Source organism: Rhizobium pantanalense, assembly GCF_030182525.1.
Taxonomy (GTDB): domain Bacteria; phylum Pseudomonadota; class Alphaproteobacteria; order Rhizobiales; family Rhizobiaceae; genus Rhizobium.
The window spans coordinates 243,021-258,672 of record NZ_JAQJCH010000006.1 but is presented as its reverse complement, the minus strand read 5'-3'; the positions used below and the strand labels follow the sequence as shown (position 1 = coordinate 258,672).

The 15,652-nt window shown below is 60.4% G+C and carries 11 protein-coding genes; 5 read left to right on the top strand and 6 right to left on the bottom strand.

Going from position 1 to position 15,652, the window contains the following annotated elements; all coding sequences use genetic code 11:
- Positions 1-47: 47 nt before the first annotated feature.
- The 3 genes from PH558_RS17185 (at position 48) to PH558_RS17175 (ending at position 1,498) form a co-directional block, all read left to right on the top strand.
- Positions 48-944 (top strand): uracil-DNA glycosylase, encoded by an 897-nt coding sequence (locus PH558_RS17185; RefSeq protein ID WP_285205708.1) that lies wholly within the window; start codon positions 48-50, stop codon positions 942-944.
- A 138-nt stretch (positions 945-1,082) separates the two neighbouring features.
- Positions 1,083-1,274, top strand: a complete 192-nt coding sequence (locus PH558_RS17180) for a hypothetical protein (protein WP_092710297.1) — start codon at positions 1,083-1,085, stop codon at positions 1,272-1,274.
- A gap of 59 nt (positions 1,275-1,333) precedes the next feature.
- A complete protein-coding gene (locus tag PH558_RS17175; RefSeq protein ID WP_285205707.1) occupies positions 1,334-1,498 on the top strand; it encodes a hypothetical protein in 165 nt (54 codons plus the stop codon).
- A 33-nt stretch (positions 1,499-1,531) separates the two neighbouring features.
- Here PH558_RS17175 and PH558_RS17170 read toward each other — a convergent pair whose 3' ends face one another.
- Positions 1,532-2,383: a hypothetical protein gene (locus tag PH558_RS17170; RefSeq protein ID WP_285205706.1), complete on the bottom strand. Its 852-nt coding sequence runs from the start codon at positions 2,381-2,383 to the stop codon at positions 1,532-1,534.
- A 468-nt stretch (positions 2,384-2,851) separates the two neighbouring features.
- On the opposite strand from PH558_RS17170, the gene pepN reads away from it, so the two are divergent.
- Positions 2,852-5,500 (top strand): aminopeptidase N, encoded by a 2,649-nt coding sequence (gene pepN / locus PH558_RS17165; protein ID WP_285205704.1) that lies wholly within the window; start codon positions 2,852-2,854, stop codon positions 5,498-5,500.
- A 229-nt stretch (positions 5,501-5,729) separates the two neighbouring features.
- A complete protein-coding gene (locus PH558_RS17160) occupies positions 5,730-8,045 on the top strand; it encodes a PAS domain-containing sensor histidine kinase (RefSeq protein ID WP_285205703.1) in 2,316 nt (771 codons plus the stop codon).
- Here PH558_RS17160 and PH558_RS17155 read toward each other — a convergent pair whose 3' ends face one another.
- The 5 genes from PH558_RS17155 to PH558_RS17135 all read right to left on the bottom strand — a co-directional run bounded on the left by PH558_RS17155 (position 8,046) and on the right by PH558_RS17135 (position 15,607).
- On the bottom strand, positions 8,046-11,003 hold the full coding sequence (locus tag PH558_RS17155) for a bifunctional [glutamine synthetase] adenylyltransferase/[glutamine synthetase]-adenylyl-L-tyrosine phosphorylase (protein ID WP_285205702.1): 2,958 nt from the start codon (positions 11,001-11,003) through the stop codon (positions 8,046-8,048).
- 152 nt (positions 11,004-11,155) lie between these two features.
- The gene (locus tag PH558_RS17150) at positions 11,156-12,571 is read right to left on the bottom strand and encodes a sensor histidine kinase (RefSeq protein WP_095434310.1); all 1,416 of its coding nucleotides are present in this window, start codon (positions 12,569-12,571) and stop codon (positions 11,156-11,158) included.
- Positions 12,568-13,326: a response regulator transcription factor gene (locus PH558_RS17145; RefSeq protein WP_374815905.1), complete on the bottom strand. Its 759-nt coding sequence runs from the start codon at positions 13,324-13,326 to the stop codon at positions 12,568-12,570. Before PH558_RS17145 ends, PH558_RS17150 begins: the two co-directional genes overlap by 4 nt.
- Positions 13,327-13,430: 104 nt before the next feature.
- Positions 13,431-14,987 carry a Do family serine endopeptidase gene (locus PH558_RS17140; RefSeq protein WP_095434309.1) on the bottom strand — a complete coding sequence of 519 codons (1,557 nt, stop codon included), beginning with the start codon at positions 14,985-14,987 and terminating at the stop codon, positions 13,431-13,433.
- A gap of 167 nt (positions 14,988-15,154) precedes the next feature.
- Positions 15,155-15,607: a cytochrome c-type biogenesis protein gene (locus PH558_RS17135; protein ID WP_285206023.1), complete on the bottom strand. Its 453-nt coding sequence runs from the start codon at positions 15,605-15,607 to the stop codon at positions 15,155-15,157.
- Between the last annotated feature and the right edge of the window lie 45 nt (positions 15,608-15,652).

The window sequence follows — 15,652 nt, the reverse complement described above, 5'->3', positions numbered from 1 at the left end:
CGTTCCCTGCCCTTTCGTTCCTGCGCCGCTTTGGATAGAGTTCGCGCATGATTTCCGCCAACGACCTCACACCGGCCGAGCTTGCCGCCCTTCTGCATTTCCATGCGGATGCCGGCGTTGATTGGCTACTGGAAGACGAGTCGGTGGATCGGTTTGCCGAATTCGAGGCGATGCGCGCCGCGCGGCAGGGCTCGCGCGCAACGCAGCCACGGGCCGAAGCACCAGCACCCGCACCTGCCACACGGTCACAGCCCGAGCGTCGCCCCGCCGCAAAGCGGGCGACACCTCCTGCTACGGTAACAGCGCCGCGCGCCACGCCGGCCATTCCCGACGAGCAAGCCGTGGAGCAGGCCCGATTCGCGGCCGAAAGTGCGCGTTCTCTCGGTGAGTTGAAGACTGCGATCGAAGCCTTCAATGGCTGCAATCTCAAGAACAGCGCTCGTTCGACGATCTTCGCGAGCGGCACGCCGGAGGGCCGGATCATGGTGATCGGGCCAATGCCGAGCGCCGACGATGATCGCGAGGGGGCGCCGTTTGCCGGCCGCGCGGGACAGTTACTCGACAGGATGCTCGCCGCCATCGGCCTGCAGCGCGATGAGATCCTGCTCACCAACGTCATTCCGTGGCGGCCGCCGGGCAATCGCGCCCCTTCTCCGGCGGAAATCGAGATATGTCGTCCGTTCATAGAACGGCAGATTGCGCTTGCCGAACCGAAGGCTCTGCTGCTGCTCGGTAATTTCACCGCCCGCCACTTTTTCGGCGGCGGCGAAACCATCCATGGATTGCGCGGACAGTGGCGGGAAATCAGCATTCTCGGCCGAACCGTCCCCGCTATCGCCAGCCTGCATCCGCAGGAACTGCTGACCGCGCCGATCAATAAACGTCTGGCCTGGAGCGATCTTCTAGCCTTCAAGAATTATGTCGCCGCTGAAATATTAGGCTAATTTCGACAGCCATTAACGAAGAATGACACAAGTTATGCATTTTTTGCATGTCAGTCTTCTTTTGCTGTGCGTTGCAGAATCTATGTTGCACTGCAATATAAAGCTTGTCTTGGGAGGAATTCGAAAGGAACCAAGGCAATGACTGCACGTTTTCGCCCTATTCACTGCGGGTTTGACACCCTGCGCCGCGCCATTGAGCCTGTGCGCGCCATAAACGGCCATCGCAATCTCGGCATTGCTGCCAATGAGCAGATGACCGCACGAGGCACCGGCATCTCCGCCCGCATCAGCCGCCCGACGGCCATTTTCGCCGATTTCCGCGCCTGCTGACCTGCGGGCGCGAATTGCCGGGCGGTCCAGCGTAACGTTCAAATATCAGGATTTCCATCATGTCTTCAGGTTTGCGTTCATTCGTCGCTCTGCTCGATTCCGTCGGCCATATCGGCTCTGCGGTGCGGGCCGCCGAGGAATTCGAGCGCGCACGCAATTTTCACAAGGACGAGTGCCGCAGCACAAGCGCTGCCCGGATCGTCGCGACCAGCATTCCGCTTTGAGCTTTTGCGGGCGGAGCCGAGAGTCCTTGCACTCTAGGCGGACCGCGCCCAGGCGAAAGCCTCATCGACCGCCGCCAATTTTACGGCCTGCCATCCGCAATACTGATCGAGAAAATTGCGCGATATCCACATACGCGTCTTCTTGGGTTCGTCATGCCAGCCGATGTCTCCCCGGTCGGCAGATTTGCGCAGGATACGCTGCAAATGGGTGCGCGATATCATGAAATGTGCCGCCAGAGCGCGGGCGTCGACATGGCCGATATCGATTCGATCGCCGACTTGTCCATTGAGATCCAGCCTGGACACGATATGATCGACGACAAGACCGCCGGATTCCGTCCAGAGAAATAGGCCAACGCTTTCCGGCGGTTCGCGCCAGGTGTCGGCCGCCAGACAACTGCGGGTCATACGCGGCTGTGCCAAATCCATCAGCATCGGCGAAGCGACCAGCGCAGCTGCGCGGCTACCCTCGTCAAGGAGATCGAGCGCGGCCAGATTGGCGAGATACCAGCCGAACATGCCCGTGTAGCTGATTTCCGTCGGCACGTAGCGGCGGGGACGGCGGGCGGGTCCGGGAGCCAACTCCAGGAAGCGGTAGGTCAGTAATTCCTCGACAAAACTCAGGACCGTGTTGCGGCTGGCGATGCGGTAATGCGTGATGAGATTGCGCAGGGCAACGACGGTCAGTCCCGAGCCCGGAATCCCCGGATCATATTCGAGATGAAGCGCATAAGCGGCCTGGGTCAGAAGCCAGCGCTGATGTGACGCAAGCATGCGCGCAACCCTCGGGGCGTTGTCATAACGGTTACGCAATGTCTCGGAGAGAAAGCTCAAGGATGCTACGAACTTGGGATGACGAGCAAGTTGCTCGATGGGAAAACTCAATCGGGCCTCCTGGGTGCCCTTCTTAAAAAGCAACAGAAAGTGGATGTTTCATTTTTGTGAACGAAATCATCGGAATCGATCATAATTCCGACATCTAATAGCATGCTATAGTTATGCAAGTGCTCTTATATCGCAAGGGGTTAAACAAATAATTTACTTTAAATTATTGTTTCCCGACCGTAACGGCGCGCATCTAACAGCAATGCAGTCATGATGATCCACCTGAACGTTATGGTAGCAATTGTACTGCCGGTCTGCAAATGCAGGCGTAGAGCTGCCACTTTTTATTCGAATAGCTGAATCGAGAGCGGCCCGGCGAGCGAATACTTATTGTGCCATAACAAAACATATCGGCATTGCGATATGACTTTAACTTTGGTTCAGATTTCGGTGTAATGATGCGGCACTTCAGTCCGGAGGAGGGCTTCGGACTGTGCCCGCCACAGCATAGCCTGATCAGGATAGACCATGCGCACAGACACCGGCCAGATCGTCAATCTGGCAGATTATCGTCCCACCGACTTCGTTCTGGAACGCGTGGACCTCACCTTCGATCTGCATCCGACCGAGACCAAGGTGGAGGCGCGGCTCATCTTCCATCGCCGCGAAGGTATCGATCCCAAGGCACCGCTGGTGCTGGATGGCGATGAGCTGGTCCTCTCCGGCCTGCTGCTCGATCAGGCGGAGCTGCCTGCCGCGCAATATGACACCACGCCCGAGAGCCTCACGGTTCGCGATCTGCCGGAAAGCACGCCTTTCGAGCTGACGATCACGACCGTCATCAACCCGGAAGCCAACACCCAGCTGATGGGCCTCTACCGCACCGGCGGCATTTATTGCACGCAGTGCGAGGCCGAAGGCTTCCGCCGCATCACCTATTTCCCCGACCGGCCGGATGTTCTCGCCCCCTATACGGTCAACATCATCGCCGACAAGGCCGCCAATCCGCTGCTGCTGTCGAACGGCAATTTCCTCGGCGGCGCCGGCTATGGCGAAGGCAGGCATTTCGCCGCCTGGTTCGATCCGCATCCGAAGCCGAGCTATCTATTCGCGCTCGTTGCCGGCGATCTTGGTGTCGTCGAGGACACGTTCACCACAATGTCCGGCCGTGAGGTCGCTCTGAAGATCTATGTCGAGCACGGCAAGGAGCCGCGTGCGACCTACGCCATGGATGCGCTGAAGCGCTCGATGAAGTGGGACGAAGAGCGGTTCGGCCGCGAATACGATCTCGACATCTTCATGATCGTCGCCGTATCGGACTTCAATATGGGGGCGATGGAGAACAAGGGTCTCAACGTCTTCAACGACAAATATGTTCTAGCCGATCCCGAGACGGCGACCGATGCCGACTATGCCAATATCGAAGCCATCATCGCGCACGAATATTTCCACAACTGGACTGGCAACCGCATCACCTGCCGTGACTGGTTTCAGCTCTGCCTCAAGGAAGGCCTGACCGTCTATCGCGATCACGAATTCTCCGCCGACCAGCGCTCGCGTCCTGTCAAGCGCATTGCCGAAGTTCGTCACCTGAAATCGGAACAATTTCCTGAGGACAGCGGCCCGCTTGCCCATCCGGTGCGGCCGACGACATACCGGGAAATCAACAACTTCTATACGACGACTGTCTATGAGAAGGGCAGCGAGGTCACACGCATGATCGCGACACTGCTCGGCCGCGATCTCTTCAAGAAAGGCATGGACCTCTATTTTGATCGGCATGACGGACAGGCGGTGACGATCGAAGATTTCGTCAAATGCTTCGAAGATGTCAGCGGCCGCGATCTCACGCAGTTCTCGCTGTGGTACCATCAGGCCGGTACGCCCCTCGTCACCGCATCTGGCGCTTATGACGCCGATGCCAAGACATTCACCCTCTCGCTCGAGCAGATGGTGCCGGCAACGCCGGGCCAAACCGTGAAGAAGCCGATGCATATTCCGTTGCGCATGGGCTTGCTCGCCGAAGACGGTGCCATCATTACGCCGGCATCCGTCACAGGAGCCGAGCTGACCGGCGACGTATTGCACCTGAAGAAGCAGACGCAAACGGTGACATTCCACGGCATTCCCCGGCGGCCGGTTCTGTCACTCAATCGCAGCTTCTCGACGCCGATCAACCTGCAGTTCAGCCAGAGTGCCGGCGATCTCGCTCTGATCGCCCGTCACGAGACTGATCATTTCGCCCGTTGGCAGGCGCTGATCGACCTCGGCCTGCCGAACCTCCTGCAAGCCGCCCGCGATGCACGCCAGGGCGTCGAGATCACCTGTGATCCGGCCTTCACCGACGCCCTGCTGGCGGCCGCGGCCGACGAAAGCCTGGAGCCGGCTTTCCGCGCTCAGGCGCTCGCCCTCCCGAGTGAATCCGACATCGCCCGCGAGCTTGGCGGCAACAATGATCCCGATGCTATCCATGTGGCGCGCCAGACGATCATCAAGCGGGTCGCCGAGGCCGGAAAGGACGTCTTTACCGCGCTATATGATGCCATGCAGACGCCGGGAGCGTTCAGCCCCGACGCGGCAAGCGCCGGGCGCCGTGCCCTGCGCAACGCGGCACTAGGCTACCTGTCACAGCTGGACGAGACGCCCGCGAGAGCGAAGGCCGCCTATGATGACGCCAACAATATGACCGATCTCAGCGCGGCACTGACCATTCTCGCCCAGCGGTTCCCCGACACGCCGGAGACGGCGGCAGCGCTTGCGCATTTCCGTAACCGCTTCGCGGACAATGCGCTCGTCATCGACAAATGGTTCGCCATTCAGGCTGCAATTCCCGGCACTAGGGCGCTGGAGCGCATCCGACTGCTCATGGAAACGCCGCTCTTCAAGCGCACCAATCCCAATCGCGTCCGCTCGCTTATCGGCACTTTTGCCTTTGCAAATCCCACGGGTTTCGGCCGAGCCGACGGCGCCGGATACAATTTCCTGGCCGACGAAATCCTCGAGATCGATCAGCGCAACCCGCAGCTTGCGGCCCGCATCCTGACTTCGATGCGTTCCTGGCGCCTGCTGGAGCCAGTGCGGGCCGACCATGCCCGCTCGGCGCTGATGCGGATCGAGCGCGCAGGCGGTCTTTCGACCGACGTGCGCGATATTGTCGAGCGTATCCTCAAGGAGTGATTTCGATCGCCGGGTGCGCCGATTTCAAAGGCTGATTTGCATTGCCCTTTTCAGCTTCAACGAGTCCCGAATGGGTGCAACTTACCGCTGCGTGTGTAAAATATGCTGAAATCGCAGATGGTTAAGAAAGTTTTACCGCACCCTCTGGACAAGCCGAATCACGAATGATTCATTAGGGCAGATTCGGGCGAGCGGCGCAGCGAATCACACGAGGGACAAGGCTAAAGCGATGGTGGACGTGCGGCGGGCAACCGCGGCCGATGGACGGCTGCGTGTGAATTTCGACGGTCTGAAATCCTGGCATAGCGGCGTTACCGATCGAACCGGAGTGCGAATGGAGACGATTTCGCGTCGTTTTCCGCAGACGGAGCATATTCTCAAGCGCATCATTCCCGTCCTCATCGTTTCCTTCCTGATGGTCGTTGCCGCCTCGCATTTTTTTGGCATGATCACGGAACATAGCCGCATGGCGGCCTCCGCCCGCCGCACCACCTCTCTTTCTATCGCCGCCGCATCTGCCGCCTTTTCGAATGACGCCAGCCTGTTCCAGGCCGGGGACCGCAGCGGCGCAGAACGGAGGCTGGCCTCTTATCTGCCGCAGGATCGACTGGACGCCGGCGCCTTCGTCCTGTTGGTGCAGGCGAGCGGCCGGGTGTTCGGCTCGTCGGCCGCCGGCTCTGGCTATATCGGCATGCTTGTCTCCGATTTCTTTCCGGAAGTGACGGCCATCCGCAGTTTTGGCGACCATGCCGATGTGATCGAAACCATGATCGGCGGCGAGCCCTACTACGCAGCCATTTCCCTGATCGGCGACAAGGGTGATTTCATTCTGTCGGCCGCCTCTATGGATCAAATCGACAAGCTCTGGCGCGACGAGCTGACGCTCAATGTCACGCTGTTTGCCGGTATATCCTCCATCCTGCTCGTCATCCTCTACGCCTATTATACGCAGGTGAAACGCGCCCGGGACGCCGACGAGATCTTCCTCGAATCCAACCTGCGGGTCGAGACCGCACTGTCGCGCGGACGCTGCGGCCTCTGGGATTTCGATTTCACCAGCCGCCAGTTTTTCTGGTCGCGGTCGATGTACGACATGCTCGGGCTGCCGGTCGCCGACAAGCCACTCGCCTTTACGGATGCGGCGCGGCTGATGCATCCGGACGACAACAGCCTGCATATGCTTGCCCGCACCGTCACCCGCGGCAATGCCGGCCAGGTGGACCAAATCCTGCGCATCCGCCACGCCAAGGGACATTACGTCTGGATGCGCGCCCGCGCCCAGGTGATCCGCACCAATTCCGGCCGCGTCCACATGATCGGCATCGCGATGGACGTGACCGAACAGCACCGGCTGGCGCAGCGCTATGCCGAGGCCGACCAGCGGCTGGCCGATGCCATCGAATGCACCTCTGAAGCCTTCGTGCTGTGGGACAAGAACGATCGCTTGGTCATGTGCAATGCTCATTTCCAGCAGGCCTATGGCCTGCCCGACAATGTACTCGTTCCCGGCACCGAGCGCGCCGTCGTCAATGCCGCTGCAGCACGACCGGTCATCGAGCGCCGCATCGTCGATCCCGGCCGCTCCAATCATTCGCAGACGACGGAGGTGCAGCTCGCCGACGAGCGATGGCTGCAGATCAACGAACGGCGCACCCGCGACGGCGGCCTTGTCTCCGTCGGCACCGACATCACACAGCTCAAGCGCAATCAGGAGCGCCTTCGCGACTCCGAGCGCCGGCTGATGGCGACGATCAATGATCTCTCCGCATCGCGGCAGATCCTGGAGAAGCAGAAGGCGGAGCTTTCAACCGCCAACGCCAACTATCTCGCCGAGAAGGAGCGCGCTGAAGCCGCCAACAGGGCCAAATCGGAATTCCTCGCCAACATGTCGCATGAGCTGCGCACGCCGCTCAACGCCATTCTCGGCTTCTCGGAAATCCTGCAGGATCAGATGTTCGGCCCGCTCGGCTCCACGCGCTACAACGAATATGCCAAGGACATTCACGACAGCGGCAAGCATCTGCTCAACGTCATCAACGACATTCTCGACATGTCCAAGATCGAAGCCGGGCACATGAAGCTCTCCTGCGAGCGGATCAATCTCGCACCGCTCATCGAGGAATGCCTGCGCTTCACCCGCATTCCGGCCGCACAGAAGAATATTCTCGTTGAGCAGGATATTTCCTCCGAGATCAAGCTCAATGTCGACCGGCGGGCGATGAAGCAGATCGTACTCAACCTGCTCTCCAACGCGGTGAAATTCACCAATGACGGCGGCCGCATCGCGGTCCGTACACGCAGGGTCGACGATGCCGTCATGCTCGTCATCGCCGATACCGGCATCGGCATTCCGAAATCGGCGCTCAGCAAGATCGGCCAGCCCTTCGAACAGGTGCAAAGCCAATATGCGAAGAGCAAGGGAGGCTCGGGCCTGGGGCTTGCTATTTCCAGATCGCTGACTGCGTTGCATCACGGCCGCATGCGCATCCGCTCGCGCGAAGGCATCGGCACGGTGATCGCAATCCGCATCCCGGATCAGAACTGATCAGCTTGCGACCGTCGCCTGAAATACCTTTCGCACCGCCTTCGACAAGCGTTTCAGCTCCGCTTCCAGCGTGCGGATATCCGGGCAATCACCGGCGCGGCAGACCAGCTCGATCAAGCCGGAAGGCGTATTTTTCGGATCGAACGTGCCGTCGATGCAAAGGCGGATCAGCTGTGACACTTCCGTATAGAGCTGCAGGGCCTCCAGGCAAACGTCGAGATCGTTGCGATCCATCAGACTGCCACCGAGCAGTTTCAACGCTTCGGCCGTGCTGAGGCCGTTTGCATCGATGCCGACGCCGCGGACCGACGCGGTCAGCCGCAAATATTGCGCGATGAATTCGATATCGATTAGGCCGCCCGGGATCAGCTTCAGATCCCAGATGCTTTCCGGCGGCTTTTCCTGTTCGATCAGGGCGCGCATCTCGCGCACATCCCTAGCGATCTTGGCGACATCTCTCTTCGTCGAAAGAACCTCGCCGATGATGCGCTCCGCATCGTTCACCAATTCCTCGTCGCCACAGATCAGGCGAGACCGGGACAGCGCCATATGCTCCCAAGTCCAGGCTTCCTCGCGCTGGTACTTCTCGAAGGAATTGATGCGCGTGGCGACCGGCCCCTTGTTGCCGGAGGGACGCAAGCGCATGTCCACCTCATAGAGCACGCCCTCGGCCGTCGGTGCAGAGAGGGCCGCGATCAGGCGCTGCGTGATACGTGTGAAATAGCGCGTGGCATCGAGCGGCTTCGGACCATCGGATTCACCGGCTGCGTCGTCGTAATCGTAAAGCAGGATGATATCGATGTCGGAACCGGCCGAGAGTTCGAAACTGCCGAGCTTACCCATTCCGACGATGGCAACGCGGCCGCCCGAATATTCCCCATGCGCCGCCCGGATTTCCTTCATGACGGCGTCCAATGCCGCCTCGACGATGAGATCGGCCAGATAAGTAAAGGCGCGGGCCGCCATGACCCCACCGATTGCGCCCGTCAACAGGCGAATGCCGATCAGGAAGCGCTGTTCGGAGGCAAAGATGCGCAAGAGATCGAGCGTCTCTTCATAATGCCTTGCCGGGGCAAGGAAGCTCTGGAGGCGCTCGGCGAGATAGTCGCGCGTCGGCAATTCCGCCATGAGCCTTGGATCCAGCATGCCGTCAAAGACATGCGGCTTGGCTGCGATGATCTCGGCAAGGCGTGGCGCCGACGACATGATGTTGACGATGAGCGAAAGGAGCGCCGGATTGGTCCCGAGCAGCGAGAAGAGCTGGATGCCTGCCGGCAGGCCGGAGATAAAGCTGTCGAAGCGCAACAAAGCCTTGTCGGCACGCTTGCTTTCGCCGAAGACGCGCAACAGCTCCGGCGTCAGTTCCGTCAACCGTTCGCGCGCCTCTACCGATTGCGTCGCGCGATATCGGCCGTAGTGCCAGGTGCGGATGACGTTGGCGATGTCAGACGGACGATCGAAGCCGAGGCGGCGTAGCGTCTCCAGGGTATCGGGATCATCGCCCTGGCCGGTAAAGACTAGATTGCCGGTTTCGCTCGACAGCTTGGTTTCCTGTTCGAACAGGCGCGCATAGCGGCGCTCGACGGTTTTCAGCGTCGTCACGAGCGCTTCGGAAAAAGCCGACACGTCGGCAAAACCCATCATGTAGGCGATGCGCCGGAGTTCGGCATCGGTTTCCGGCAGCAGATGCGTCTGCTCGTCGCGTACCATCTGGATGCGATGCTCGACGTCGCGCAGGAACCAATAGGCCGTCACCAGTTCATCGCGCGTTTCCGCATCGATCCACTTCGCCTCGGTCAGTTCGAAAAGCGTCTCCTCCGTCGATCGGCTGCGCAGAGACGGCATACGACCGCCAGCAATCAGCTGCTGCGTCTGCACGAAGAACTCAATCTCGCGAATGCCGCCGCGGCCAAGCTTGACGTTATGGCCTTTAACCGCGATGGCGCCGTGTCCCTTATGCGCGTGGATCTGCCGCTTGATGGAGTGGATATCTGATATCGCGGCGTAATCCAGATATTTGCGGAAGACGAAGGGCACGAGATCGCGGATGAAAGCCTGACCGGCAGCGATATCGCCGGCGACGGGGCGCGCCTTGATGAAGGCGGCGCGCTCCCAGTTCTGCCCCCTGCCCTCGTAATAGATCATCGCAGCGTCCACAGGGATCGCGAGCGGCGTCGAGCCTGGATCGGGACGCAGGCGAAGATCGGTGCGGAAGACATAGCCATCTGCCGTGCGCTCCTGCAGGATGCGCACCAGCCGGCGCATCAGCCGCGGGAAGATGTCGATGGCATCATCGGGATCGGGCACGATGCCTGCCGTCTCGTCAAAGAAGACGACCAGATCGATATCGGAGGAATAGTTCAGCTCTTCGGCGCCGAGCTTGCCCATGCCGAGGACGATCAACCCGGATTTCCGGCTCGGGGCGGCGGGATCTGGAACCACGATCTTGCCGGCGTCGTGCGACGACAGCAACAGGTGATCGATCGCTGCTGAGATGGAGGCTTCCGCAAGCCTGCTCAACCAGCGTGTCGTCACCCTGCCGTCATAGATGCGCGCGAGATCGGCAAGGGCAACGAGGAAGGCTGCACGGCGTTTGGCAATGCGCAGACGGCTCATTACGTCAGATTCAGGAGGAGAGGCACCTTCCCCATCCGCAGGCAGCCAGGCACGGCGAGCCTCTTCCACCAGTCCTTCGATCTGTGGCGACAGCGGCTTCTCGATCGCGGCGACGAGGAGCGACGGTTCGAGATTGACGATTTCGCGCAAATGAGGGGACAGGGTCAGAGCAGCGACGATGAAATCCCGCAACGCACTCTCGCCCGCAAGGAGATCGGCAACGACCGGCTCCGTTCCGGCGATCTGCTTGAGATCGGCAAGCGCAGATTTCGTCTCCGTCTGGTTCAGCGGCCGCAACCGCCCGGCCGGAACATCCCGTAGCAAATCGCTTTGCGTCGTCATGCAGTTCTCCCCAACAGCAAGCGGATAGAGCATGATGCCGAAAGAATGAGCGGTTTTCGGGCAACATCATGCTCTACTTCTTTGACGCCAGAGCGGATTCAGATTTTAGGTCGTTTCGACCTAAAATCATCCGGCTCCAGTGCAGGATTAACCTATTGTTTCTGCATGGGGAAGATCATGGTGACCGTTAATCCCTTGGCGTCGGGACTGTCGGGGACCGTATGGGAAAGCTCAAGCCGGCCACCATGCAGCTCCATGACAGCCTCCACCAGTGCAAGGCCGAGGCCTGTTCCCGGCTTAGAGCGGCTTTCGTCCAGACGGAAGAAACGCTTGACCACATCGGCACGTTGATGGGCGGGAATGCCTGGCCCATGATCTGCGACCGCGAGCGTCACGGCGTCGTTGGTGCGCGCCAGCTTGAAGGTGATCGTCTGCTCGCCATTGCAGCCCGTCGCATATTTGAGGGCATTGTCGATGAGATTGAAGAGTGCCTGACCGATCAGCTCGCGATTGCCCTGAATTTCGACATTCGGCTCGATATCGGCCGTCAGCGTCAGACCCGCCTCTTCTGCGACCGGCTCATAGAGTTCGGCGGTATCGGCGACGATGGAAGAGAGATCGACTTCAGTCATTTCCGCCGCCACCGACCCCGCCTCGACGCGGGAAATCATCAGAAGGGCATTGAAGGTGCGGATCAGCTGATCGGATTCGCCGATAATGCCCTCAAGGGCGACACGACGACCCTCGCTGTCGGCACTGTCGAGCGCGTCGGCCGCCTTGTTGCGTAAGCGCGTCAGCGGCGTCTTGAGGTCATGAGCGATATTGTCGGAGACCTGCCGCAGCCCTTCGTTCAGCTTCTCGATGCGCTCGAGCATCGCATTCAGCGAAGCGGACATGCGGTCGAACTCATCGCCGGAACCACCGACCGGCAGTCGTTGCGAGAGATCGCCCGCCATGATCTTGCGGCTTGCATCCGTCATCCGGTCGATGCGTTTCAATGCGTTGCGGCCGATACCGAACCAGATGACCAGTGCGCCGAGGCCCATGATCGCCAGCGCCAGCATCAGCGCCTGGCGCACCAGCACGCGGAAGCGCTCGGGCTCGCCGAGGTCGCGGCCGATCAGGATGCGCAAGCCATTGTCGAGAATGAAAATGTTGGCAATCGCCAGATGCCGGCGCTCCGGATCGTTGGAGGCGTCGGTGTAGCGCTCGTAGGAAAAGGGCAGCTCCGTCCAACCAGCGGCGCCGAGCACACCGGGCTGTACGGAGGCGACGTTGCCGGCCAGGATATCGCCCGATGGCCCGGCAATGACATAGAGATTGGCACCCGGCTGGCGGGCGCGGCGCTCCATGGTGCGCAGAAGCAGGTTCAGACCGCCGATGTCGTAGGCGCGCTTGACCTGGCTGACCTCCTGTTGAACGGCATCGCGGATCTGTCCCGTCAGCAGCCGTTCGGACATGGCCGTGACATAGAAGACCAGCGTCGCGGCGCAAAGCGAGAAAAGAAGGATGTAGAGGGCTGAAAGTCGGACTGCGGTAGACTTGAAGAGGACGCGGAAGCGGCTCATCCCTCGTCCTTGATCATGTATCCGGCGCCACGAATGGTCTTCAGCAGCGGCTGGCTGAAATCCTTCTCGATCTTGGAGCGCAGGCGCGAGACATGGACGTCGATGACGTTCGTCTGGGGATCGAAATGATAATCCCAGACATTTTCCAGCAGCATGGTGCGCGTGACGACCTGGCCGGCATTCTTCATCAGATATTCCAGCAGGCGGAATTCACGCGGCTGCAGCAGGATTTCCTTGCCGCCGCGGCGCACCTCGTGCGAGAGGCGATCCAGTTCCAGATCGCCGACGCGATAAAGAACATCCTGTTCCGGCGTTCCCTTGCGGCGGCCAAGCACTTCGACGCGTGCCAGAAGCTCGCTGAAGGCATAGGGCTTGGGCAGGTAATCGTCGCCGCCGGCGCGCAGGCCGGTGACGCGGTCATCGACCTGGCCGAGTGCGGAGAGAATCAGAACAGGCGTATGAACGCCCTTGCGACGTAATTCGCTGATGACGGAGAGGCCATCGCGGCGCGGCAGCATGCGGTCGATGATGGCGACATCGTAGGTGTTTTCGGTGGCCATGAAGAGCCCGCTCTCGCCGTCGCTCGCGTGATCGGCAATGATGCCGGCCTCGCGAAACGCCTTGGTGAGATAAGCCGCCGCTTCGAGATCGTCTTCGATGATCAGAATCTTCATATGAGCGACATTACCTGCCGACGCAGCCTCGGCACAACCAGAATCAGGAGAATTCACGGCATGTTGGCTAGCGGTTGTCATCTTTCACCTGCCTTGGAGCCAGTCATCTTTGACATGTTGTAAAAAGGAAGCCGCGCAAGCCGTGGCCTGCGCGGCTTCCTGATTCATTTCATTCGCTTAAAGGATCAACCGGCATTGATCGGGAGAGCGACGAAGCGGCTGCCATTGCCGGACTGAATCTGGAACAGGGCGCGCGTGCGGCCATCCTTCTTCGCCTGCTCGATAACCTTGGCGATGTCGCCGGCGTTCGAGACCTGCTGGTTGTTGACCGAGGTGATCTTCTCGCCCTCCTTCACGCCCTTGTCGGCGGCATCGGAGTCGGGATCGACCGCAGTGATCGCGACACCCTTGCCATCGTCGGAAGGGCCGACGGTGAGGCCGAGGTCAGCCAGCGCCTTCTCGGAGGACGGCTGCTGCGGCTGCTGATCCGGCTGCGAGTCGTCATTGGAAGCCTGGTTCTGATCGGCAGGCAATGTGCCGAGTTCGACCGTGACCGACTGCGACTTGCCGCCGCGCCACAGCGAAACCTCAACCTTGGAGCCCGGCTGCATGGCCCCGATGCGACGAGCGAGATCGCGCGGGTCCTTGACCGGATCGCCATTGACCGCCGTGACGACATCGCCATTCTTGATGCCGGCCTTCTGGCCAGGCGAGCCATCCTGCGGGGAGACGACCAGAGCGCCGCTTGCTTCGGACAACCCAAGGGATTCGGCGATGTCCTTGGTGACGGGCTGGATCTGAACGCCGAGCCAGCCGCGTGAAACCGTGCCGGTCTTGATCAGGTCGGTCACGACGTCCTTGGCGGTCGTCGCCGGGATTGCGAAGGCGATGCCGACGCTGCCGCCCGACTGCGAGAAGATCGCGGTGTTGATGCCTACCACCTGGCCGTTGAGATTGAAGGTCGGGCCACCCGAGTTGCCCTTGTTCACCGGCGCATCGATCTGGATGTAATCGTCATAGGGGCCAGAATGAATGTCGCGGCCGCGAGCCGAGACGATACCGGCGGTGACCGTGCCGCCGAGGCCGAAGGGATTACCGACAGCAACGACCCAATCGCCAACGCGGACCTTGGAATCATCGGCCCAGCCGACATAGGTGAACTTCTTGCCCTTGGGATCGACCTTAAGGACTGCCAGGTCGGTGCGGCTATCCTTGCCGACGAGCTTGGCGTCGAGCTCGGTGCCGTCATTGAGGACAACGACGAAAGCGGCACCGTCGGAAACGACGTGATTGTTGGTGACAATGTATCCGTCTTCGGAGACGAAGAAGCCGGATCCTTGAGCGACCGGACGCAGGCGGCCCTTGTCATCGGAATTCTTCTGTTGGTTCTGGCCATGCTGCTGACCGCGACCCTGCTGCTGCTCGAACTGGCGGAAGAACTTCTTCAGCGGGTGATCGTCCGGAAGATCATCGAAGCCGCGGCCGAGACCGAAGGAATCGTCGTCATCGGCAACCGGATTGACACGGGATTCGACGCGAACCGAAACGACGGCCGGCGATACGGCGTCTACCACATTGGCGAAGCTCGGAACCTGCGGCGCCTGAACGTTGACGGCATCGGCATAGGCGCCGGTGACGACGGCCGGAACACCCGTAGCCAGGGCAGCAACAGCGAGGCCGGCGACGACGGAAGCCTTCATAGCAGTGCTGCGGGACAAGGTGTCCTTGATATTCCTGAACATATGCGAGTTACCTTCTCTTTTCTCGTCGGATTGGGCCGGCAGAACCGGCTGTGGTTCATTGTGATACTGATATAGGGCACGGCACCTTACAACGAACTGTCCGGCCCATGAAAAATTCGTAATGTAAGGAAATCGTTGCAATGTGACGACGGAAGATGACAGTCGCGTCACTTTCCCAGGATGTCTTTCAACTGCGCTTCTTCATCGGCGCTTAATGGGCTACCGGTGGGCTTGCCGGTACGACGACGCGCATAGACGGCAAGGGCCAGTCCACCTGCTACGAAGAGCGCAATCGGCGCTCCCCAGAGGATGTATGTCTTCCCGCTCAGGCGCGGCTTGAGCAGCACGAACTCGCCATAGCGGGAGACGATGTAATCAAACACCTGCTGATCGGTGTCGCCGTCGGTGAGGCGCTTGCGCACTAGCAAGCGCAGGTCACGCGCGAGATCGGCATTGGAATCATCGATGGATTGGTTCTGGCAGACCATGCATCGCAATTCGGCCGAGATCGTGCGCGCCCGTGCCTCCAAGGCTGGATCGGAAAGGACTTCGTCCGGGTTGACCGCAAAGGCGCTCATGGGCGCCAGAATCGCGACAAGGCAGAGAAGAAGTAGCCGCATGGCGCCGCGAAGACTGCGAATGCCGGCAACGTGCAATATTGGCCG